At 70.5% G+C, this 23574-nt stretch carries 17 protein-coding genes, 1 tRNA gene, 1 pseudogene and 1 riboswitch; of the genes and pseudogenes, 16 read left to right on the top strand and 3 right to left on the bottom strand.

Annotated elements, in window-relative coordinates; genetic code table 11:
* Positions 1–3 precede the first annotated feature (3 nt).
* Positions 4–780 (bottom strand): LolA-like protein, encoded by a 777-nt coding sequence (locus tag F7R91_RS23770; RefSeq protein WP_150951130.1) that lies wholly within the window; start codon positions 778–780, stop codon positions 4–6.
* 285 nt (positions 781–1065) lie between these two features.
* On the opposite strand from F7R91_RS23770, the gene F7R91_RS23765 reads away from it, so the two are divergent.
* The 14 genes and pseudogenes from F7R91_RS23765 (at position 1066) to F7R91_RS23705 (ending at position 18245) form a co-directional block, all read left to right on the top strand.
* The gene (locus F7R91_RS23765; protein WP_150951129.1) at positions 1066–3258 is read left to right on the top strand and encodes an N-6 DNA methylase; all 2193 of its coding nucleotides are present in this window, start codon (positions 1066–1068) and stop codon (positions 3256–3258) included.
* Between the two features lie 217 nt (positions 3259–3475).
* Entirely contained in the window at positions 3476–4105 is a 630-nt protein-coding gene (locus F7R91_RS23760; RefSeq protein ID WP_150951128.1) for a hypothetical protein, read from the top strand.
* A gap of 17 nt (positions 4106–4122) precedes the next feature.
* The gene (locus tag F7R91_RS23755) at positions 4123–5628 is read left to right on the top strand and encodes a serine/threonine-protein kinase (RefSeq protein WP_269144753.1); all 1506 of its coding nucleotides are present in this window, start codon (positions 4123–4125) and stop codon (positions 5626–5628) included.
* Between the two features lie 181 nt (positions 5629–5809).
* On the top strand, positions 5810–6454 hold the full coding sequence (locus F7R91_RS23750) for a SurA N-terminal domain-containing protein (RefSeq protein ID WP_150951126.1): 645 nt from the start codon (positions 5810–5812) through the stop codon (positions 6452–6454).
* A gap of 74 nt (positions 6455–6528) precedes the next feature.
* On the top strand, positions 6529–7626 hold the full coding sequence (locus tag F7R91_RS23745; RefSeq protein ID WP_225320752.1) for a nucleoside triphosphate pyrophosphohydrolase: 1098 nt from the start codon (positions 6529–6531) through the stop codon (positions 7624–7626).
* Complete coding sequence (locus F7R91_RS23740) at positions 7623–8894, top strand: cytochrome P450 family protein (protein WP_150951125.1); 1272 nt, start codon at positions 7623–7625, stop codon at positions 8892–8894. Before F7R91_RS23745 ends, F7R91_RS23740 begins: the two co-directional genes overlap by 4 nt.
* Positions 8895–9061: 167 nt before the next feature.
* Complete coding sequence (locus F7R91_RS23735) at positions 9062–10093, top strand: LysM peptidoglycan-binding domain-containing protein (protein ID WP_150951124.1); 1032 nt, start codon at positions 9062–9064, stop codon at positions 10091–10093.
* Between the two features lie 194 nt (positions 10094–10287).
* Positions 10288–10464, top strand: a riboswitch (cyclic di-AMP (ydaO/yuaA leader).
* Between the two features lie 3 nt (positions 10465–10467).
* Positions 10468–11175 carry a LysM peptidoglycan-binding domain-containing protein gene (locus F7R91_RS23730; protein WP_150951123.1) on the top strand — a complete coding sequence of 236 codons (708 nt, stop codon included), beginning with the start codon at positions 10468–10470 and terminating at the stop codon, positions 11173–11175.
* 267 nt (positions 11176–11442) lie between these two features.
* Positions 11443–12729 (top strand): phosphopyruvate hydratase, encoded by a 1287-nt coding sequence (gene eno / locus F7R91_RS23725; RefSeq protein WP_150951122.1) that lies wholly within the window; start codon positions 11443–11445, stop codon positions 12727–12729.
* Between the two features lie 101 nt (positions 12730–12830).
* Entirely contained in the window at positions 12831–13307 is a 477-nt protein-coding gene (locus F7R91_RS23720; protein WP_150951121.1) for an FtsB family cell division protein, read from the top strand.
* Positions 13308–13326: 19 nt separating this feature from the next.
* Positions 13327–13731, top strand: a pseudogene (locus F7R91_RS42885) (DUF501 domain-containing protein); the annotation flags it as partial.
* A gap of 204 nt (positions 13732–13935) precedes the next feature.
* Positions 13936–14889, top strand: a complete 954-nt coding sequence (locus F7R91_RS42880) for a Ppx/GppA phosphatase family protein (RefSeq protein WP_225320760.1) — start codon at positions 13936–13938, stop codon at positions 14887–14889.
* A 467-nt stretch (positions 14890–15356) separates the two neighbouring features.
* Positions 15357–16754 (top strand): NAD(P)/FAD-dependent oxidoreductase, encoded by a 1398-nt coding sequence (locus tag F7R91_RS23710; protein WP_150951119.1) that lies wholly within the window; start codon positions 15357–15359, stop codon positions 16752–16754.
* Between the two features lie 195 nt (positions 16755–16949).
* Entirely contained in the window at positions 16950–18245 is a 1296-nt protein-coding gene (locus F7R91_RS23705) for an SAM-dependent methyltransferase (protein ID WP_150951200.1), read from the top strand.
* A 110-nt stretch (positions 18246–18355) separates the two neighbouring features.
* Here F7R91_RS23705 and F7R91_RS23700 read toward each other — a convergent pair whose 3' ends face one another.
* A complete protein-coding gene (locus F7R91_RS23700) occupies positions 18356–20884 on the bottom strand; it encodes an ABC transporter permease (protein ID WP_150951118.1) in 2529 nt (842 codons plus the stop codon).
* Between the two features lie 38 nt (positions 20885–20922).
* Entirely contained in the window at positions 20923–21693 is a 771-nt protein-coding gene (locus tag F7R91_RS23695) for an ABC transporter ATP-binding protein (protein ID WP_150951117.1), read from the bottom strand.
* 388 nt (positions 21694–22081) lie between these two features.
* Here F7R91_RS23695 and F7R91_RS23685 point away from each other — a divergent pair.
* Both F7R91_RS23685 and F7R91_RS23680 read left to right on the top strand, forming a co-directional pair.
* Positions 22082–22165, top strand: a tRNA-Leu gene (locus tag F7R91_RS23685).
* Between the two features lie 414 nt (positions 22166–22579).
* Positions 22580–23509, top strand: coding sequence for a Bax inhibitor-1/YccA family protein (locus F7R91_RS23680; protein WP_150951116.1), 930 nt, complete (start codon positions 22580–22582; stop codon positions 23507–23509).
* Positions 23510–23574: the final 65 nt, after the last annotated feature.

The raw sequence follows: 23574 nt of genomic DNA, 5'->3' as shown, positions 1-23574 counted from the left end.
GGCTCAGCCGGACAGCGCGTCCAGGTCCAGAATGTCGCCGCTGGGCTTCTGCGCCGGCACCGGCTTGTCGTAGTCGCTGAAGGTGAGAGAGGCCGGGGCCTTCGCGGACCTGTCGTCGACCCGCAGCAGATACGGCTCGCCCTCGGTGGCGACGTACAGCGTGTAACGGTCCTTCCCGTCCTTCTCGTTCAGGACGATCGCGGGCGTGCCGTCCACGGTGGTGGTCCTGCCGCGGGTCGCGTCCGAGTTCACGTCCTCGGCGTCGCCGAGCACCGTGTCCAGGTCGCAGAAGCCCGCGATGTCCTCGGCGTCCTTGCCGGTCGCGGACATCTTGGTCCACTTGCCGGCCAGCAGGGCCACGGCGGCGTCGACGTCCGCCTTGGGCTCGCCCTTGCTCTGCTCGCGCAGGAACTCCTCGTCGTACTTCATGTAGACGGTGTCGCCGGTCTTGATCAACTCGGCCTGGCCCTCGCCGCCCATGCTCATGGTGCCGGCGCATTCGCCCTTCTTGTTCAGGGCCATGTCGATCCGGATCGTGCCGCCGCTCTCGTCGTCGGCGACATCGCCCTTCATCCGCAGCGAAGAGGCGCCGGTGGTGGCGTTCACGGCGCGGTCGGCTATCTCGCTGCCGGTCAGTCCGGCGAAGGGCTCGGCCTTCCGGCTCGGCTTGTTCGACTTGCCGGGTGAGCTGTCCGCGTTGTCCTGGCCGGACAGGCAGCCGGTGAGTCCCGTGGTGGCCGCGGCGGCGAGGCAGAGAGCGGCAAGTGCGGTGCGACGCATGGGAAGTCCTTGAGGGAGATGAGGATGCGGTGGGTTGACGTGAGAGTGGGTTGACGTGAGTTGGGGACGGTTCTGCGGCCGGGCACCGAGGGGCTTGACGTCGCCCCCCGACGCGGCGGACGCCGCTGTTCGCCGGCCCGCTCGTTCGCTGGGTCAATAAGAGCAGAGCTTGTGAACCGAGTCAACACTGTTCACGGGATCGCGGATGTACACGACCGTGAATGGGTAGATACTGAGTGCGCCGGTATGCTCGACGCCACACACGGGACGAGGGGAGCGGGGCGCGTGCAGGACAACGCGACAGAGGTGACCGCCGCCGGAATCGCACGGCTCGCCGGTGTCGGCCGCGCCGCCGTCAGCAACTGGCGCCGCCGGCACGCCGACTTCCCCAAGCCGGTCGGGGGCACCGAGACCAGCCCGTCCTTCGCGCTCGCCGAGGTCGAGTCCTGGCTGCGCCGCCAGGGCAAACTCGCCGAAGTCCCGCTGCGTGAACGCGTCTGGCAGCAGCTTGCCGGGCACCCCGAGGGTCCGGTCACCGCCCTCACGCACGCCGGCTGCGTTCTGCTGCTCATCCATGACCGCCCCACGGACTGGCTGGAGCTGAGCGCCGGCTCCGACGAGCGTCTCGCCGCAATGCTGCCCGCCGCGCTGGAGAGCGTGCTGACCCCGCGCTTCGGTGCGGGGGCAGGGGTGCGGGCTCGCGGCGGCCGGGGTGTTCACAGGGGACCTGCCGCGCGCGGAGCATCCGCTGTGAACGGCGCGCATGCTGTGAACACCCCGTCGGCAGTACACCGCGCACCCGGCGGGGACAAACCCGCCGCTGTGAACACTCCACCAGCCACACACGCGACCTCGGCTGTTCACACCCCCACCGGCCCCGAACTGCTCCCCTCCGCCCCCCTCCTGCGCGGCACCGCCGAACTCGCCGCCGAGCTGGGCGCCCGCAGGACCTTCGAGTTCCTGCTCGGCCGGCATCTCGACGCCAACCCGCGCCAGTACACGCTCACCCCCGCCGAACTCGCCGGACTCATGGCCGACCTGGCCGGCCCCGCCCGCACGGTCCTCGACCCGGCCTGCGGCACCGGCGCCCTCCTGAGCGCCGTCACCCCCCACCAAGGCCAGGAGCTGTACGCCCAGGACAGCGCCCCCGACCTCGCCGCGCTCACCGCGCTCCGGCTCGCACTGCACGCCCCCGGCACCGTGCGCGGCGCCACCGGCGACACCCTGCGTGCCGACGCCTACCCGCAGCTGCGCGCCGAGGCCGTCCTGTGCCACCCGCCGTTCAACGAGCGCAACTGGGGCCATGACGAACTCGCCTACGACCCCCGCTGGGAGTACGGCTTCCCGGCCCGCAACGAGTCCGAGCTGGCCTGGGTGCAGCACGCGCTCGCCCGTCTTCAGGACGGCGGCACGGCCGTGCTGCTCATGCCGCCCGCCGCCGCCTCCCGCCGCTCCGGCCGCCGTATCCGCGCCGACCTGCTGCGCCGCGGCGCCCTGCGCGCCGTCATCGCCCTGCCCGTCGGCGCCGCGCCCCCGTACAACATCCCGCTGCACCTGTGGGTGCTGCGCCGGCCCGAGAAGGCGGACACGCAGCCCGAGCTGCTGCTCGTCGACGCGGGGCAGTTCGCCACCGAGGGACGCGGCGGGCCCGACTGGCGGGCCGTGCGGGACGCCGTCCTCGACGCATGGCGGCCCTTCGACCGCGCCGGCCGCCTCGACGAACAGCCCGGTCTCGCCCGCTCGGTGCCCGTCATCGACCTCCTCGACGACGACGTGGACCTCGCCCCGGCCCGACATCTCCCGCCCGCCACGGCGGCCGACGGCGCCGAACAGCTCACGGCCGTGCGCGAACGCCTGGGCGACACCCTGCGCCTGGTCGGCGGCCTCACGCCGCCGCCCGCGGACGCCGCACAGCCCGCCCGCTGGCCGCTCACCACCGTCGGCGAACTCGCCCGCGGGGGCGCCCTGGTGCTGCGCGCCGGCGGAAACGGCGGCCACGCGCGCGTACCCGTACTCACCGACAGCGACGTCCTCGCCGGAACGGAACCCTCCGGCACGCTTCCCGAGAGCGACGAGGAGGCCGTGCTCACCGAGCCGGGCGACGTCGTCGTCCCGGTGCTCGGCGGAGGCGCGGTCTCGCGCGTGATCGGCGGGGCGACCGCGGGCGCCGCCCTGGGGCGCAACCTTGTTCTCCTGCGCCCCGATCCCTCGGCGCTCGACGCATGGTTCCTCGCCGGCTTCCTGCGCGGCACCGCCAACAACCGCCAGGCCAGCAGCTACGCGTCCACCGCCACCCGTCTCGATGTGCGCCGCCTCCAGCTGCCCCGGCTCCCGCTGGACGAACAGCGGCGCTACGGCGCGCGTTTCCGCGCACTCGACGAGTTCGAGCGGGCGCTGCGCCACGCGGGCCGCCTCGGCGAGCACCTCGTACGCGGGATGTACGACGGCCTGACGGACGGGACGGTCGCCCCCGACTGAGGCGACCCGGCCCGTCCCCCGTCCGGGTGGGCAACGGCGACGGCACCTGCGACGTCGTACGAAGTGATCAGCACGACAACGATCCGGTACAACCCGGGACCACTTGTCCGTGTCGGCCTATACGCTCGAAGCGACAATCGCACGACCGTCGTTGCCGCCCCCCCGGCGGGACAGCGCCGGCCGACCCGTACGCCCACTTCAGGCAACAGGAGCAGCCATGCAAGGCCACGGCTACACACAGCCGGCGAAGCAGCCCCCGTCGAGCGGGGTGCTGGTCTTCCTGCGTGTGATGTTCGTGGTGATCTCGGTGTGCAGCTTCGGCATGCTGGCCTGGACGATGATGCTGCGCCTGGCCATCGTGACCCGGAGGAGGCTCGACTGGGGGCTGTTCGCCGCCTCGGTCGTGTCCGAGATCCTCGGCCTCTACCTGCTCGGTTCGGAATCCGGCGACGAGATACACACCGCCGGCGGCTGGATCGGCCTCGTGCTGATCCTGGGCACCATCGTCATCGGGATCTCCTACTACCTCGCAGCGGAGATACGTCACTACCAGCAGCTCGCGTTCGCGGTGGCAGGCCCGCACGCGCCGGCGTACGGCTATCCGCAGGGTGCGCCGCCGTACACCACCACGACCCGGCCCCCGACCCTGAACACCCCGCCCCCGATGGCCCAGACACCGATCCCCCAGACACCCATCCCCCACGCACCGGTGCCGCAGCCGCCTGCGCAGACCCCGCCGCCGCCCCAGCGTCCGGCGCCCGCACGTATCGACCAGGTGCGTGCCGAGCTCGACGAACTCAGTGACTACCTGCGCAAGCACGACGGCAACCACGAGGGCGGAAGGTGACCGGGGCGACAGGGCGTGTGGTCGCCGGCCGTTATGAACTGTCCACGCTCATCGGGCAGGGCGGCATGGGCCAGGTCTGGACGGCGTACGACCAACGGCTCGACCGGCGGGTGGCGGTGAAGCTGCTGCGTCCCGACAAGGTGGCGGGCCAGGAGGCCGACGAACTGCGCCGCCGCTTCATGCGCGAGTGCCGGGTCACCGCACAGGTCGACCACCCCGGCCTGGTCACGGTGCACGACGCGGGCAGCGAGGGCGAGGAACTGTTCCTCGTCATGCAGTACGTCGACGGCGCCGACCTTTCCGACCACCTCGCCGAGCACGACCCGTACCCGTGGCAGTGGGCCGTCGCGGTGGCCGCGCAACTGTGCGCCGTGCTGAGCGCCGTGCACGCCGTGCCGATCGTCCACCGCGACCTCAAGCCGCGCAATGTGATGGTGAAGCAGGACGGCACGGTCACCGTCCTCGACCTCGGTGTCGCCTCCGTCATGGATGCCGACACCACCCGGCTCACGCACACCGGCACGCCCATCGGCTCGCCCGCCTACATGGCGCCCGAGCAGGCGATGGGCGGCGCGGTCGGCCCGTACACGGATCTGTACGCGCTCGGTGTGCTCCTGCACGAACTGCTCAGCGGCGACGTGCCGTTCGCGGGCTCGACGGCGCTCGGCGTGCTGCACCGGCACCTGTACGAGCCGCCGCTGCCCGTGCGCCGTATCCGCCCCGAGGTCCCCGAGGCGCTCGAAGCGCTGGTCCTGCGCCTGCTCGCCAAGGACCCGCAGCACCGCCCCGCCTCCGCACAGGAGGTGTACGAGCACCTGGCGCTGCTCCTGCCCGCGCGCGGGACCCCCACCGGGGCGCCCCTCGATCCCACGCGCCCCTTCCTCCGCCCGCACGCCCCCTGGCCGGACCGCGCCCTCACTCCCGCGCCCCAGCCCGCCCCGGTGGCCCCGGTCGCGGAGAAGCCGGACGTCGCCCGGGCCGTCGACGAGGTCAAGCGTCTCCTCGGCGAGGGCCGTATCACCCAGGCCGTCGACATCCTCGGCGCGATCCTGCCCGCCGCGGCCGAGCAGCACGGCGAGCACTCCCCGGTCGTCCGCACCCTGCGCAAGCAGTACGCGGCCACGCTCATGGACGACGGCCAGTACCGGCGCGCGCTGCCGGAACTGCGCCGCCTCGGCGACGAGCGAGCCGCGGAGGCGGGCCAGGCCGACCCGCAGTCCCTGCGCTACCGCTACGAGGCCGCCCAGTGCCTCGAACAGCTCGGCGAACCGGCGGCGGCGCTCGCGGCGTACCGGGCGTTGCTGCCGTACTACGAGAACCAGTACGTGTCCGGCGACCCCGAGCTCGCCCACGACGTCCGCCGCCGCATCGGCCACCTCCTGCTCGCCCTCGGCGACCGCGCCGCCGCCCACGACACACTCGGCCGGCTGCTGCACGACGTCGAACGCCTCCAGGGGCCGGGAAACCCGCTCGCGCTGGAGATCCGCCGGACACTTCAGTGGCTGGGGCAGGTGCGCGGCTAGACCGCGCTCCGGAGGCCCTCACCGGCCGACGCCTGCCCGGGCAGCCGGTGGGGCGCGGCGGGTGGTGCCCGAAGTCCTGGTGAATCGTTGGTCGAATGGGTTGGCCAGAGCCTGGTCACTGCCTACCATCGATCACCGCAAGACTTTGTGCACCGTCGCACAATCTCCTCGGGAGGCTTCCTTGCACCGCCGTCGCACCGCGCTCGTCCTCTCTGCCGTGATCGCCGCCGCGGCACCCCTGCTCACCGCCTGCGGCAATGACGCGCATCCCGGCGCGGCGGCCGTCGTCGGGGGCCAGCGCATCACCATCGCCCAGCTGGACAGCAGGGTGAACGAGGTGCGCGAGGCCCAGCGCGCCGCGGTGCCGGACGACGCCCAGTACGAGCAGGCCATCGCCAAGACCGGCACGCTCGCCCGCGACACCCTGCACGGCATGGTCCTCGACCGCGTGCTGCACCGCGCCGCGCAGGACGCGGGCGTGAGCGTCACCCGCAAGGAGATCCAGCAGATGCGGACCGGCCTGGAGCAGCAGGCCGGCGGTTCCCAGGCGCTGGAGACGGCCTGGCTGCAGCAGTACAACATCCCGCCGCAGCGCCTCGAAGACAACCTCCGCCTCCAGCTGGAGGCCCAGAAACTCGCCGCCCGGCTCGGCACCACCACCCAGGAGACCGCCTTCTGGGAGGCCCTGTCCCAGGCCTCCCAGAAGCTGGACGTCGACCTCAACCCGCGCTACGGCAGCTGGAACGTCGAGAAGAGCAGCCGCGTCGACGCGAAGACACCGTGGGTGCGGGAGGTCACGGCGTCGGCCACGGAGCAGACGGCGTGACGGCACGGCGGGCCTGATCGCCCGCCCTGTGGATAACCGGCGGAGCTGACGGTGGTGTGGGTTACGTTCGGAGAGTGAACGCAACCAGCCCCGAAGCCGCCCCCGGCCGTATCGTCCTGCTCACCACCAGCCACCGTGTCGCGCCGGGACTGCTCTCCTGGCCCGCCTGGCAGGCGCTGCACGCCGCCGACCGCGTGCTGTGCGCGCACGGCACGCACCCGCAGCTGCCCTATCTGCGGGAGGCGGGGATACCGGTCGACGAGGCGTCCCCGACCGCCGAGGAACTGGTAGGGGTCTGCGCCGGCGGACGGACGGTGGTCGTCGTCGCCACGGGTGAGGGTGAGCCCGCACTGACCGACGGTCTGGCCCGCCTCGCCGGCTCCGGCCGCGTCCGCATGCCCGAGCTGGAGCTGCTCCCCGCCTCCTACGACCTGCCCGGCGCCCGCCTCCTCGACCTCGTCCAGGTCATGGACCGCATCCGCGCCGAGTGCCCGTGGTCGTCCCGGCAGACCCACAAGGGCCTGGCGAAGTACGGCATCGAGGAGGCGTACGAACTCGTCGAGGCGATCGAAGAGGGCGACCGCGACGAACTGCGCGAGGAACTGGGCGACGTCCTGCTCCAGGTCGTCTTCCACGCCCGCATCGCCGAGGAGGACCCCGAGGCCCCCTTCTCCATCGACGACGTGGCCGGCGGCATCGTCACCAAGCTCATCCACCGCCACCCGCATGTCTTCGGCGACGAGACCGCCACCACCCCCGAGGAGGTCAAGGAGCACTGGCTGCGCACCAAGGCCGTCGAGAAGCGGCGCACCTCCGTGACCGAGGGCATCCCGCTCGGCCAGCCCGGCCTCGCCCTCGCGGCGAAACTCGCCTCACGGGTCCGCACGGCGGGACTGGAAGTACCGCTTCCGAACGGCGAGGGCATCGGCTACGAACTGCTCGCCCTGGCCATACGCGCAGAGTCGGACGGCGCCGACCCGGAGGCGGCGCTGCGCGCGGCGGCCCGGGCCTACCGGGACGCGGTACGCGCGGCCGAGGGAAGTACGCCAAGGACCGGGACACCGGACACCGAGGCTCCGGACACCGAAGCGCCGGATACCGAGGCTCCGGATACCGAGGCGCCCGACACCGAGGCGTCCGACACCGAAGCGCCGGATACCGTCGAGCAGTGACCGACCAGCCCGCCGCCCAGCCGCCCGCCCCCGACCTCTTCACCTGGGAGTTCGCCACCGACCCCTACCCCGCCTACGCCTGGCTGCGCGAGCACGCCCCCGTTCACCGGACCCGGCTGCCCAGCGGCGTGGAGGCATGGCTGGTCACCCGTCACGCCGACGCCAAGCAGGCCCTGGCCGACCAGCGGCTCAGCAAGAACCCGGCGCATCACGACGAGCCCGCCCACGCCCAGGGCAAGACCGGTATCCCGGGTGAGCGCAAGGCCGAGCTCATGACCCACCTCCTCAACATCGATCCGCCGGACCACACGAGGCTCCGCCGGCTGGTCAGCAAGGCCTTCACGCCCCGCCGGGTCGCCGAGTTCGCCCCCCGCGTCCAGGAACTCACCGACGGCCTCATCGACCGGTTCGCCGGCCGGGGCAGCACCGACCTCATCCATGAGTTCGCCTTCCCGCTGCCCATCTACGCCATCTGCGACCTGCTCGGCGTTCCCCGCGAGGACCAGGACGACTTCCGGGACTGGGCGGGCATGATGATCCGTCACGGGGGCGGTCCGCGGGGCGGGGTCGCGCGGTCCGTCAAGAAGATGCGGGGCTATCTGGCCGAGCTGATCCACCGCAAACGCGAGGCGCTGCCCGCCGAACCCGGCCCCGGCGAGGACCTCATCTCCGGCCTCATCCGGGCCTCCGACCACGGCGAGCACCTCACCGAGAACGAGGCCGCGGCCATGGCCTTCATCCTCCTGTTCGCGGGTTTCGAGACCACCGTGAACCTGATCGGCAACGGCCTGTACGCCCTGCTCACGCACCCCGAGCAGCGAGCCCGTCTGGAGAAGTCCCTCGCGGACGGCGAACGCGGGCTCCTGGAAACGGGCGTTGAGGAACTCCTGCGCTACGACGGCCCCGTAGAGCTCGCCACCTGGCGGTTCGCCACCCGGCCGCTCACCATCGGCGGGCAGGACATCGCGGCGGGCGATCCCGTCCTCGTCGTACTGGCCGCCGCGGACCGGGATCCGGAGCGGTTCGCCGATCCCGACGTCCTCGACCTCGGGCGGCGCGACAACCAGCACCTCGGATACGGCCACGGCATCCACTACTGCCTCGGCGCGCCGCTGGCCCGGCTGGAGGGGCAGACCGCTCTCGCCGCGCTCCTGACCCGGCTCCCGGATCTGCAACTCGCCGTGGATTCGACCGAACTGCGGTGGCGCGGCGGCCTCATCATGCGTGGACTGCGCACGCTGCCCGTCGAGTTCACGCCGCGTGGATGACCCCTCTCACCTGCGTAAAGGTGACACGCACTCAACTCCGTGATGTACGCGTGATCTACGCGGCATTAACTTGTGACAAGCGATCGTCTGCCGATACGTTCACTCATCAACGCGACGTCTCACAAGGCGCACCGCGTTGGTCCCCGCTGTCTGCGAAAGGCTTCCGCATGCTCTCCGGGAACGGTCGTCACCGTCGCCCCCGTCAGGCTCCGGCTCTCCTCGTTGCGGCCGGGGTGACCGGCTCCGCCGTCGCAATCCCGCTCCTCGGCGCCACCGGCGCGAGCGCGGCAAGCGGAACCACCTGGGACCAGGTCGCGACCTGCGAGAGCGGTGGCTCCTGGAGCGAGAACAGCGGCAACGGGTACTACGGCGGTCTCCAGATATCCCAGGCGAACTGGGAGAAGTACGGCGGTCTTGCCTACGCCTCCTTCCCCGACCAGGCCAGCCGCTCCCAGCAGATAGCCGTCGCCGAGGAGATGCTCGACGACCAGGGCATCAAGGCCTGGCCGACCTGCGGTCTGATCGCCGGGCTCGACGAGGACTCCGACTCGGCCGACGTCGACACCGGCACGGCGGACGACGGCGATTCGAACTCGCAGGGTTCATCGGATTCGTCGAGGTCATCCAATCCGTCGGATTCGACCGACTTGTCCGACTCTTCCGAATCATCCTCTCCCTCGGCCGAGTCGCCCTCTCATGGCAAGTCATCGAAGGAGGGGGGGCGCGGAAAGGGCAACGAAAAGGGCGAGTCCGACAAGTCCGATCCGTCATCCGAATTCGATTCCGCTTCCGGCTCCGGTGTCGATGGCGACGACACGCAGGACTCCGACAGCATGCCCGCCGACTCGGCAAAGCGTGATGAGTCGGACAACTTCGGGCAGGGTGAGGGCTATTCCGGTCTGGTCGACACCGGATCCCTCGGTACCGGCCGGCACCGCGGTGACACGGCGGACGAGGCCGCCGGCGAGAGCGACAGCGACTCCTCCTCCGGCCGTCACGCCGCCCGCGGGGACGGCGGGGCGGGCGACGCCTCCGGTGACGCGTACACCGTCCGCCTCGGGGACACCCTCGTGTCCATCGCCGACTCCCTTGACCTCGACGGGGGATGGCGCGGGCTCTACGCCCTGAACGAGCAGGAGATCGGCCCCGACCCCGGTCGTATCGTCCCCGGTCAGACCCTCGTAGTCGGTGCCGAATAGGGCGAAAAGCAGCGGGAGTTCGCTCACGCTTCGTGTTGAAATGTCTGGTTTGGCGAAAGTGTGGGATGAGTCTCAGAAGCCCTGATCGTCTTTGAAATTCCCCGGATCGCGTGCCTACGGTCATGACCGCTCGCCAATGCGAGCCCCGGCTGTCGCAACGCCGAATCCTGCCAGCGGCCGTACGGGAACAGTCGTCGCGTCGAGCGCCGTGGGCAGGAGCGGGGGACCCAAGGTAAGTGCCGGGCCCAGCGGTTCAGCTGGATCCGGCTTGGGGTGAAGCCGTGCCGCGCACGAACAGTGCGTGCCACGGCCGGGCAACTCAACCGGCCCGAACCCGACAGCTCACCTCGCAGGCGTCGGTGAGGGGATCAACCATGCTGTTTTCCGGCAAGGGCAAGCACCGCCGTCCGACCGCCATCCAGCGCTCCAGCCGCGTCATCGCGATCGCCGGTGTCGCCGGCGCCGCTGTCGCCGCCCCGCTGATGGCCTCCGGCACCGCCTCCGCGGCCACCTCCTCCGAGTGGGACGCCGTCGCCCAGTGCGAGTCCGGCGGCAACTGGTCCATCAACACCGGCAACGGCTACTACGGCGGTCTGCAGTTCTCCGCCTCCACCTGGGCCGCGTACGGCGGCACGCAGTACGCCGCCACCGCCGACCAGGCCACCAAGGAGCAGCAGATCGCCATCGGCGAGAAGGTCCTCGCGGGCCAGGGCAAGGGCGCCTGGCCGGTCTGCGGCACGGGCCTGTCGAGCACCCCGTACAGCGGCGGCGCCGGTTCCTCGTCGACCGGCTCCTCGCAGAGCCAGAGCACCGGCACCGGCACCAGCACCCGCTCGACCACGGAGGAGAAGGCCTCCCGCTCCGCCGAGCGCCCGGCCGCCCAGAAGACCGTCACCACGCCGACCGGCAAGAAGGTCAAGAAGGGCGACGGCGAGTACAAGGTCGTCAAGGGCGACACCCTCAGCACGATCGCCGAGAAGCACAAGGTCAAGGGCGGCTGGCAGAAGCTGTTCCAGCTGAACAAGGACATCGTCCAGGACGCCGACCTGATCTACCCGGGTCAGCAGCTGCACCTGAAGTGACAGCCGGCTCGTAGCTCGACCCTCCCCACAGACTCCCGCTCCGGTGCGTGTTCCCCCGTACGCACCGGGGCGGGGCTTTTTTGTCCCGGCCTTGTCCTGATGTCTTTGTTCCATTCGGAAACAATTTACTCTCGGTTCTGTCCACGACGTGGCCGACCGGCTGGCCGATCGGCCGGAGGCGGTTAGGCTCGTCTCGCAGAGCCACAGCGGTGCTGCACACACCGGGCCACGGGCCCGGCGTACCCCGCGTCACATCCCAAGAAGGAGATGCTCGTGCCGTCCATCGACGTCGTCGTAGCCCGGGAAATCCTGGACTCCCGAGGCAACCCCACGGTCGAGGTCGAGGTCGGCCTCGACGACGGCAGCACCGGTCGTGCCGCCGTCCCGTCCGGCGCCTCCACGGGCGCCTTCGAGGCCATCGAGCTCCGCGACGGCGACCCCAACCGCTACCAGGGCAAGGGTGTCGAGAAGGCCGTCCTCGCCGTGATCGAGCAGATCGGCCCGGAGCTGGTCGGCTACGACGCCACCGAGCAGCGCCTGATCGACCAGGCCATGTTCGACCTGGACGCCACCGACAACAAGGGCTCCCTGGGCGCCAACGCCATCCTCGGCGTCTCCCTCGCCGTCGCCCACGCCGCCTCCGAGGCCAGCGACCTCCCGCTCTTCCGCTACCTGGGCGGCCCGAACGCGCACCTGCTGCCGGTGCCGATGATGAACATCCTGAACGGCGGCTCGCACGCCGACTCCAACGTGGACATCCAGGAGTTCATGATCGCCCCGATCGGCGCGGAGACCTTCTCCGAGGCGCTGCGCTGGGGCACCGAGGTCTACCACACCCTCAAGAAGGTGCTGAAGGGCCGCGGCCTGTCCACCGGCCTCGGTGACGAGGGCGGCTTCGCCCCGAACCTCGGCTCCAACCGTGAGGCCCTCGACCTCATCCTCGAGGCCATCAAGGAAGCCGGCTACACCCCCGGCGAGCAGATCGCCCTCGCCCTCGATGTCGCCGCCTCCGAGTTCTACAAGGACGGCACGTACCTCTTCGAGGGCAAGGCGCGCTCCGCCGCCGAGATGACGGAGTACTACGAGGAGCTCGTCGCGGCCTACCCGCTCGTCTCCATCGAGGACCCGCTGTTCGAGGACGACTGGGCCGGCTGGAAGATCATCACCGACAAGCTCGGCGACAAGGTCCAGCTCGTCGGCGACGACCTGTTCGTCACCAACCCCGAGCGGCTCGCCCGCGGCATCGAGGAGGGCACCGCCAACGCCCTGCTGGTGAAGGTGAACCAGATCGGCTCCCTCACCGAGACCCTGGACGCCGTCGAGCTGGCCCAGCGCAACGGCTTCAAGTGCATGATGTCCCACCGCTCCGGCGAGACCGAGGACGTCACCATCGCCGACCTCGCCGTCGCCACCAACTGCGGCCAGATCAAGACCGGCGCCCCGGCCCGCTCCGAGCGCGTCGCCAAGTACAACCAGCTGCTGCGCATTGAGGAGATCCTCGACGACGCCGCGGTGTACGCCGGGCGCAGCGCGTTCCCGCGCTTCAAGGGCTGACCTTCCGCAGGGTCAAGCCTTAGCCAGTCGTACGTACGTCCCCGTACTCGGTCCCGTACCGTGTGCGGGGACGTACGCACGTATGAAGGGGAGGCGGCGACATGGCCGGGAAGGACCGGGACCGTTTCTCCACCACGACGAGGATCCGGCTGCTCGGCGAGCAGACGGCCGCCCGTGTCTACCGCTCCCAGACCCGGCGGCAGGCCCGCCGCTCCCGGCTGACCGGCCGCGCGGCGCTGCTCGCCCTCGTCCTGTGCACCCTGATCGTGGCCCTGGCCTATCCGATGAGGCAGTACGTCTCCCAGCGCGCCGAGATCGCCGACATGGAGCGGGAGAAGGAACAGGCCAGTGAGCGGGTCGAGCGGCTGCGCGACCTCAAGGCACGCTGGCAGGACGACGCGTACGCCGAGCAGCAGATCCGGCAGCGGCTGCACCATGTGATGCCGGGGGAGACGGGTTACATCGTCATCGACCCCGACGCGGCCCGGACGTCGCGCGCAGACCTGGGGGCGGCCGACCGCCCCTGGTACTCGAACGTCTGGGACGGGGTCGACACGTCCGACGCCTCCGACCAGTGAACCGAAGAGAAAGACAGGCATGGAAACGCCCCCGCCGACCACCCCGCGCACCGAGCCCACCGACGCGGACGTCGAGGCCTTCAAGCAGCAGCTCGGGCGTCCGCCGCGCGGGCTGCGCGCCATCGCGCACCGCTGCCCGTGCGGGCAGCCGGACGTCGTGGAGACGGCCCCCCGCCTCCCCGACGGCACGCCCTTCCCGACGACGTACTACCTGACGTGCCCGCGCGCGGCTTCGGCGATCGGCACGCTGGAGGCGAACGGCGTGATGAAGGAGATGACGGAGCGGCTGCAGACCGATCCGGAGCTCGCCGCCGCCTATCGCGCCGCCCACGAGGACTACATCGCCCGCCGGGACGCCATCGAGGTCCTGGAGGGTTTCCCGAGCGCCGGCGGCATGCCGGACCGGGTGAAGTGCCTGCACGTCCTGGTGGGGCACTCGCTCGCCGCGGGTCCCGGCGTGAACCCGCTGGGCGACGAGGCGCTCGCGATGCTGCCGGAGTGGTGGCGCAAGGGACCGTGCGTGCAGCCGCTCGCGGCGCCCGACCCGGCGGACGAGCACCCCGGTGAGGAGGGCGCGGTCTCCGACCCCGCCGAGGTGCGCACCGGTTCCTTCGTGCAGGCCCCCCAGGTGCCCGCCGGTTTCAGCCGGGTCGCCGCCGTCGACTGCGGGACGAACTCCATCCGGCTGCTGGTGGCCGACGTCGACCCGGCCACCGGTGAGCTGCGCGAACTCGACCGGCGCATGACCATCGTGCGGCTCGGCCAGGACGTCGACCGGACCGGCCGGCTGGCTCCCGAGGCGCTGGAGCGGACCTTCGCCGCGTGCCGGGAGTACGCGCGTGTGATCCGCGAACTGGGCGCCGGGAAGGTGCGGTTCGTGGCCACGTCCGCCTCGCGGGACGCCTCGAACCGTGACGAGTTCGTGCGCGGCGTCATGGACATCCTCGGCGTCGAGCCCGAGGTCATCTCCGGTGAGCAGGAGGCCGAGTTCTCCTTCACCGGTGCCACGAAGGAGCTGACGGGGCGCGACGACCTCGCCACGCCCTACCTGGTGGTGGACATCGGCGGCGGCTCGACCGAGTTCGTCGTCGGCGAGGAGCATGTGCGGGCGGCCCGCTCCGTCGACGTCGGCTGCGTACGGATGACCGAGCGGCACCTCGTCCGCGACGGGGCCGTCGCCGACCCGCCCGCCGAGGAGCAGATCGCGGCGATGCGCGCCGGCATCGAGACGGCCCTCGACCTCGTGGAGGAGACGGTCCCCCTGCGCGAGGCGCGCACGCTGGTGGGTCTGGCCGGGTCGGTGACGACCGTGTCGGCGATCGCGCAGGACCTGCCCGAGTACGACTCGGCGGCCATCCATCACTCCCGTGTCTCCCGCGACCAGGTGCGCGAGATCACCGAGTGGCTGCTGCGCTCCACCCACGCCGAGCGCGCGGCCGTCCCCTCCATGCACCCGGGGCGCGTCGACGTGATCGCCGCCGGGGCTCTCGTACTGCTCTCGATCATGGAGCGGACCGGGGCCGAGGAGGTCGTCGTCAGCGAGCACGACATCCTCGACGGGATCGCGTGGTCGGTGGCGTAGCCGGCCGGGTCGGGGTGGCCTGGGTCTCCTTCACTACCGGCTAGTAGCTCTCGACTGAGCAGGTCGGATAGCGTGTGAGCGCGCCCCGAGGGGCACCGGAACGCCCCTCGGGGACACCCCGCCGGAAAAGTTCGTGAAGTTCTTCACAAGGAATTCGGCCCTGGAGAGGGGCGGAAGGGGTCCGGTTGGCCCTTCCGGGGCATCGGCGCTTGTGTGAACGTGTTCAAGAGGGCGTTCCGGGCGGGCTTCGGAAGGGGGTCGCACACGGCCGTTCCGGAGGGCTCACGGCAGGGTCAAGGGCACGGAGAGGCAGCTCACGCGGCATGGACAACTGTCCGCCCATATGCCAGATCCCGCTTGTCGCCATGACGTGGATCACGTGGGCCGCGGAGGATAACACAGGCCCTGCCCAAGCTTGTGAAGGGGCGCACGAGCGACCCCCCAGGGCCAGGTGGATACTCGATGGCATGAGCACCACGGAGCGTCCCAGGATCCTCGTAGTAGGCGGTGGGTACGTAGGCCTGTACGCAGCTCGGCGCATCCTGAAGAAGATGCGCTACGGCGAGGCGACCGTCACGGTCGTCGACCCCCGGTCGTACATGACCTACCAGCCCTTCCTCCCCGAAACCGCAGCCGGCAACATCTCCCCGCGCCACGTCGTCGTCCCGCTGCGACGCGTGCTGCCCAAGGCGGAGGTTCTCACCGGCCGGGTCACCACCATCGACCAGGACCGCAAGGTCGCGCGCGTAGCCCCGCTGGTCGGCGAGGCGTACGAGCTGCCCTTCGACTACCTCGTCGTCGCGCTCGGCGCCGTCTCCCGCACCTTCCCGATCCCCGGCCTCGCCGAGCAGGGCATCGGTATGAAGGGCATCGAGGAGGCCATCGGCCTGCGCAACCACGTTCTCGAGCAGCTCGACAAGGCCGACTCCACGACCGACGAGGAGATCCGCCGCAAGGCACTCACCTTCGTGTTCGTCGGCGGCGGCTTCGCCGGTGCCGAGACCATCGGTGAGGTCGAGGACCTGGCCCGCGACGCGGCCAAGTACTACACCAACGTGTCCCGCGACGACATGCGCTTCATCCTCGTCGACGCCGCCGACAAGATCCTTCCCGAGGTCGGCCCCAAGCTCGGCCAGTACGGCAAGGAGCACCTGGAGAGCCGCGGCGTCGAGATCTACCTCTCCACCTCGATGGACTCCTGCGTCGACGGCCACGTCGTGCTGAAGAACGGACTCGAGGTCGACTCCGACACGATCGTCTGGACCGCGGGCGTCAAGCCGAACCCGGTCCTCTCCCGCTACGGCCTGCCCCTCGGCCCCCGCGGCCACATCGACTGCGAGCCCACGCTCCAGGTCAAGGGCACGGACTACATCTGGGCCGCCGGCGACAACGCCCAGGTGCCCGACCTCGTCGGCCGCAAGGCGGGCAACGAGAACGCCTGGTGCCCGCCGAACGCGCAGCACGCGCTGCGGCAGGCGCGCGTCCTCGGCGACAACGTGATCTCCGGTCTGCGGGGCTTCCCGCAGAAGGACTACGCGCACGGCAACAAGGGCGCCGTCGCGGGCCTGGGCCTCCACAAGGGCGTCGCGATGATCGTCATGGGCAAGATGAAGATCAAGCTGCGCGGCCGTCTGGCCTGGTACATGCACCGTGGCTACCACGGTCTGGCCATGCCGACCTGGAACCGCAAGATCCGCGTCTTCGCCGACTGGACGCTCGGCATGTTCCTCAAGCGCGAGGTCGTGGCGCTCGGCGCGCTGGAGTCCCCGCGCGAGGAGTTCTACGAGGCTGCCAAGCCCGCGCCGGTCCCGGCCGCGGCCAGGGCCGCCGAGAAGCCGAAGGCCGAGCAGGCCAAGGCCTCCTGACCTCCGGTCACCGAGCCAACCGAAGGACCTCCCGCCATCCGTGGTGCGGGAGGTCCTTCGTCGTACGTGCGGCCGTTCGTGGGGTGAGCGCGGGGTTTCCCCAGCCGTAACGCTCATGGGGGACTGCCATGCGGCCCCGCAGGTGTTTACGTGGTGTCTGACGTTCCGGGATCGCTCGTCACGGAGGTGTACGCCATGGCAGACGCCGCGCTGCGGCTGAAGGACCTCGTCGAACAGCTGCTGGGAGCCCCACTCCCGTTGCGCATCCGCGCCTGGGACGGTTCGCAGGCGGGACCGCCCCACGCACCCGCGCTGGTCGTGCACAATCGCCGCGCCGTACGCCGCCTGCTGTGGCGGCCCGGCGAGCTGGGCCTGGCCCGGGCCTGGGTCGCGGGGGACCTGGAGATCGAGGGCGACCTCTACACCGCCCTCGACCTGGTGGCCGGGCTGGTGTGGGAGCGCGGGGAGGACGCCAGGAGTCTGCTCCAGGCGCTGCGCGATCCCGAGGTACGGGCCGCCCTGCGCGGGCTCGTGAGGTTCGCCGGGCCCCCGCTGCCGCCCGCTCCGCCCCGGGAGGAGGTGCGCAGGCGCGGCCATCTGCACACCAGGCGCAGCGACAAACGCGCCATCAGCCACCACTACGACGTCGGCAACGACTTCTACGAGATCGTCCTCGGGCCGTCCATGGTGTACTCCTGCGCCTACTGGCCGGCCCCCGAACCCGACAGCACCCTGGAGACCGCCCAGCGCGACAAGCTGGAGCTCGTCTGCCGCAAGCTCGCCCTGACGCACGGTCAGCGACTGCTGGACGTCGGCTGCGGGTGGGGGTCCATGGCCATCCACGCCGCCCGCGAGCACGGGGTGAGCGTCGTCGGCATCACCCTCTCCCACGAGCAGGCGGCCTACGCCCGTAAGCGCGTCGCCGACGAGGGGCTGACCGACCGGGTCGAGATCCGCGTGCAGGACTACCGCGATGTCGCCGACGGCCCCTACGACGCGATCTCCTCCATCGGCATGGCCGAGCACGTCGGCAGCAAGCGGTACCTGGAGTACGCGGAAGACCTCTTCCGGCTCCTCAAACCCGGCGGCCGGCTGCTCAACCACCAGATCGGCCGTCGCCCGCGGCGGGACGAGTCGGCGTACAGCGTCGACGAGTTCATCGACGCCTATGTGTTCCCCGACGGTGAGCTCGCTCCCGTCGGCGCCACCGTCGCCCAGCTGGAGCGCGCCGGTTTCGAGGTGCGCGACCTCGAGTCGATCCGCGAGCACTACGCGCTCACCCTGCGCCGCTGGGTCGCCAACCTGGAGGCGGGCTGGGCCCGGGCCGTGCGGCTGACCAGCCCCGGCCGTGCCCGTGTCTGGCGGCTGTACATGGCCGCCTCCGCGCTCGCCTTCGAACGCAACCGCATCGGCGTCAACCAGGTACTGGCGATCCGCACGCCCACCTCCGGCACGTCGGGGATGCCGCTGCGGGCGCGTACCTGGAACTAGACCGAGCCCGGGGAGCGTGCCTGCCGGGCGAGGACGCGTCCGGACCCGCCCCGGCGTACAAACCGGGGCCCCGTTCCCCCGAGGAGGAACGGGGCCCCGCAGCCGTACGGCTACTCCGACTTGATGGCCGTCAGCATGTTCAGGCGGGCCGCCCGGCGGGCCGGCCACAGTGCTGCCAGGACGCCCACCGTCGCCGCCAGCAGCAGGAAGAGGGACAGCCTCGCCCACGGCAGGACCAGTTCGTACGTCGCCATCTTCGTGCCCAGCAGCTCACCCGCCGCCCAGCCGAAGAACACGCCCAGGCCGATGCCGAGGACCCCGCCGAACAGCGAGATGACCAGGGACTCCAGCCGGACCATCCGCTTGGTGCCCTTGCGGTCCAGGCCGATCGCGCGCAGCATGCCGATCTCCTGCGAGCGTTCGAAAACCGACATGGCCAGAGTGTTGATCACGCCGAGGACCGCGACGATCACCGCCATCGCCAGCAGGCCGTAGACCATGTTCAGCATCAGCGTGAACATCTGCGCGATCTCGTTGGAGACGTCCTTCTTGTCCTGGACCTTGACGGCCGGGTTGGAGCCGAGGGCCTTCTCCAGTCGGTCCTTGACGGCGTCGGTCGCGCCGTCGGCCGTCTTCACCATGACCCGCATGTCGGCCGGGTCCGTCTGGTGCGGGGTGAGCACCGTGCTGTCGAGGAGGATGCCGGAGAGCATGTCGTTGCCCTCGTAGACACCGGCGACGCTCATCCGCTGCTTCTTGCCGTCCTCGTAATAGACGGTGAAGTCCGAACCGGCCTTCCAGCCACGGTACTTGGCGGTGTCGCCGTCGACCACCACCTGCGAGCCGGAGACCTTGAAGGAACCGTCGTCGACCTTCAGGTCGGTCAGCTCGCCGATCGCGCGGCCGTTGACGCCCGTCAGGGACTCGGTCGAGCCGTCGATGCGGGCGGGCGCGTTGCGCAGCGGGCTGGTCGCGGTGACGCCGTCGACGGCCTTCAGCTTCTTCTCGACGTCCGGCGAGAGCTCGTTGCCGTTCGCCATGGACACCACGTAGTCGGCCCTGATCGCCGAGGCCGCCATCTTGTCGATGGACTTCTGCAGGCTGCCCGCCATCACCGTCATACCGGTGATGAGGGTGAGGCCGATCATCAGCGCCGAGGCGGTGGCGGCCGTACGGCGCGGATTGCGGACCGAGTTCTGGCGGGCCAGCTTGCCCGAGACGCCGAACACCCGCAGCACCGGCGCCGCGGCCGCGATCAGCGGGCGCGACAGCAGCGGCGTCAGGATGAACACGCCGATGATCAGCAGCACCGCGCCGAGCCCCATGGGCGCCTGGCCGTCCGAGCCGTCCATCGAGGTGGCGGCCAGAACGACGGCGACGCCCGTCGCCGAGAACAGCGCGCCCAGCGTGTTGCGCAGCACCAGCGACTTGGTGGTGGCCCGGGCGTGCACGCTGCTCATCGCCGCGACCGGCGGGATCTTCGCGGCCCGGCGGCCCGGCAGCCAGGCGGCGAGCATGGTGATGAGGACGCCGACCGCGAGGGTCGAGCCGACCGTGCCGGGGGAGATCACCAGCGGTCCGTCCGGGACCGTGGCGCCCAGCGAGCCCATCAGCGCGCGCAGTCCGGCGCCGATGCCGATGCCCGCGACCAGTCCGGCCACGGCGGCCACCGCGCCGACCACGAACGCCTCGACGAGCACCGACCGCGTGACCTGCCTGCGGGAGGCGCCGACCGCGCGCAGCAGCGCCAGCTCCTTGGTGCGCTGGGCGACCAGCATGGTGAAGGTGTTGGCGATGATGAACGTGCCGACGAAGAGCGCGATGCCGGCGAAGACCAGCAGGCCCTGCTTCAGGCCGGACATCTGGGAGGAGATCGCCTCCGCCTGGTCGGCGGCGAGCTGCTCGCCGGTGGTGGTCTCGGTGAGGCCCCTCGGCAGGGCCTGGTCCAGCCCGGCCTTCAGTGCGGCCTGGCTGGTGCCCGCCTTCGCCTTCACGTCGATCTCGTCGTACGTGCCCGGCTTGCCGAACAGCTTCTGGGCGCTCGCCGTGTCGAAGAGGGCGAGGCTGCCGCCGGCGGCGACATTGCCGTCGTCGGTGGTGAAGATGCCGGTGATCTCCGGGGTGAGAACCGGGCCGTCCACCGAGATCCGCACGGTGTCACCGACCTTGTATCCGGCGCGCCGGGCGGTTTCGGAGTCGATGAGCACCTCGCCGGTGCCGCGCGGGGCGTGCCCGTCGACGAGCGGGTACCGGGTGTCCTCGGCGCCCCAGTAGTTGCCGCCCTGCGACTGGAAGCCGCCGCCGATGAGCTTGCCGTCCTTGTCGGCGATGGCGGTGAAGCCGCTGACGACGCCGACGGCGGACGCGGCGCCCGGAACCTTCGCGCTCTTGTCGAGCAGCGCCGGGGTGAGGTCGGGGGTCTTGTTGATCCGGTTGCCCTCGTCCTGCGGGACACTGGCTGTCACGGCGACGTCGACCTGGTCGAAGCCCTTGGCGGAGCTCTTCTGGAAGGCGTCCGAGAGGGTGTTGGTGAAGACCAGGGTCCCCGACACGAACGCCACGCCGAGCATCACGGCGAGCACGGTCATCAGGAGCCTGGCCTTGTGCGCGAGTACGGTGCGCAAGGCGGTACGGAACATGGGTTGTCTCTGTCCAGACGTACGAGGGTGAGGGGACGTCAGCTGGTGCGGCCCTTGGCGTCGAACCGCTTCATGCGGTCCAGGACCGAGTCGGCCGTCGGCCCGTGCATCTCGTCGACGATGCGGCCGTCCGCGAGGAACACCACCCGGTCGGCGTAGGCCGCCGCCACCGGGTCGTGGGTCACCATGACCACCGTCTGCCCCAACTCCCGTACGGAGTTGCGCAGGAAGCCCAGGACCTCGGCGCCGGAGCGCGAGTCGAGGTTTCCGGTCGGCTCGTCGCCGAAGATGATGTCGGGCTTGGAGGCGAGGGCGCGGGCCACGGCGACACGCTGCTGCTGGCCGCCGGAGAGCTGGGAGGGCCGGTGGCCGAGCCGGTCGGCGAGGCCCACCATCCTGATCACGGTGTCCAGCCACTGCTTGTCGGCCTTGCGGCCCGCGATGTCCATCGGAAGGGTGATGTTCTCCAGGGCCGTCAGCGTCGGCAGCAGGTTGAACGCCTGGAAGATGAAGCCGATCTTGTCCCGGCGCAGCTTGGTGAGCTGCTTGTCCTTGAGAGAGCCCAGCTCGGTGTCACCGATGCGCACCGAACCGGAGGAGAAGGTGTCCAGGCCGGCCACGCAGTGCATCAACGTGGACTTGCCGGACCCGGACGGGCCCATGATGGCGGTGAACTCGGCCTGCCGGAACTCGGCGGAGACCCGGTCGAGCGCGACCACCTGGGTCTCGCCCTGTCCGTAGATCTTCGACAGATCCGTGGCGCGCGCGGCCACGGCGGTGGTCCGGCCGGCGATGGATGCGGTGGTCACGAGAAGGGGCTCCTGTCGGGACGACGATGTCGGGAACGTTGTCCATCGTGGTCGCCGACCGGAGCCGTGTAGTCAGCCGCTGTTCCGGTTCCGAAGGCAGACTCCGGTCGGACCGTCAGGTGCCGTGTCATACCTGGGGATGACGTTCGCCCGGAAGGGTGGGTCATGTCGAGAACGGGTGGAGCGTCCTCGTTCGGACGGTGAAATTCCGTCATTCCGCATGCGTGGCCGGGCGCAGCGCGTAACGCTATTGGCAAGTGTGGATGGGCCGTTGCGTGGGCTGATGCTCCCTCAGACCTCAATAAAATAAGACAACATCGGTCCGCCCGCCCGCTGTTCGGGGGATGTATCCCGATAGGCTCGGAACTCGAAGCGGAGCCCATGGCCTGCCCGGATGGTGGAATGCAGACACGGCGAGCTTAAACCTCGCTGCCCCTTCGCGGGCGTGCCGGTTCAAGTCCGGCTCCGGGCACTTCCGATGCTCTCGGGCCGCACATCGCGGCCCGTTTCCCTGCACCGTCCATTGAAGACTTCACGACACGTTCGTTGACAGCGGGCGTGTGTGGTCGGAGTCACGGAGAGTAGTGAAGTAATTTTCACCGAGCGAACAGCTGCGTCCCGGGCCGCCGGGACCGGTCTGGGGGAGGCGTGCACGGGGTTCCCGTTCGGGTGACGTACGGGTGGCGTAAGGAGATGATCTCCGGCTGGTTCCGGACGTGTCGCAGGTTGGTCATGAATGGCCCCCTCCGCAGCCGGGAATCAAGGAGCCGCGTAGCGTGTTGCGCAGCACGACGAGGGAAAGATCCTCCCCAAGCACTAGGGTCAATCCTTTGCCTACCTATTACTCTTGAGCCAAGGCCGCGCAGTGTGGCCATGGAGGAGTGAAATGAGGAGCAAGAACCCGGTCTTCTCGCGACGGGGGTTCAGCCGCGACAACGGCTACGCGGGCTTCAACGCCGCGCCGCAGGCCGGGGGCCCCGCTGTCGGCACGCAGCAGGGCAACCCGTACGCGCAGGGCGATCCTTACGCCCAGCCGTCCGGCAACCCCTACGCGCAGAACCCCTACGCGCAGAACCCTTACGCCCAGCAGGACCTCCAGCAGGGCGCGCCGCCGCAGGCCCCGGTCACCACCGGCCGGATGACGATGGACGACGTCGTCCTGCGGACCGCGTCCACCCTCGGCGTCCTGGTCCTCGCGGCCGCGGTCGCCTGGGCGCTGCTGCCCGTCGACGACGCCAACATCGGCCGCTCCTACGGCATCGGCATCGGCGCCGCGCTGATCGGCATGGTCCTGGCGTTCGTGCAGTCGTTCAAGCGCAAGGCCTCGCCGCCGCTGATCCTGACGTACGCGGCCTTCGAGGGTGTCTTCCTCGGTGTCCTCTCCAGCATCGTCGACAACCGCATCGCCAGCGGTGCGGCCATGCAGGCGGTGCTCGGCACGATGGCGGTCTCCGCCGGTGTGCTGGTGGCCTACAAGGCGGGCTGGATCCGCGTCAACCGCCGCTTCTACGGCTTCGTGATGGCGGCCGCGCTCGGCTTCATCCTGCTGATGACGGTGAACCTGCTGTTCGCCGTGTTCGGCGGCGGTGACGGCCTCGGCTTCCGCAGCGGCGCGCTCGGCGTCATCTTCGGCATCATCGGCATCCTGCTCGGGGCGTGCTTCCTCGCCCTCGACTTCAAGCAGGTCGAGGACGGCATCGCCTACGGCGCCCCGCGCGAGGAGAGCTGGCTGGCGGCCTTCGGCCTCACGATGACGCTGGTGTGGATCTACGTCGAGTTCCTGAGGATCATCGCGATCCTCAACAGCAACGACTAGCCGCACGGCTTTCCGCAGCGCCCGCTGCGCAGAAGGGCCCCGGGGTCACTCCGGGGCCCTTCGCC

The organism is Streptomyces luteolifulvus, from assembly GCF_008806595.1.
Taxonomy (GTDB): Bacteria; Actinomycetota; Actinomycetes; order Streptomycetales; family Streptomycetaceae; genus Streptomyces; species Streptomyces luteolifulvus.
This window is presented reverse-complemented; position numbering and strand designations above follow the sequence as displayed.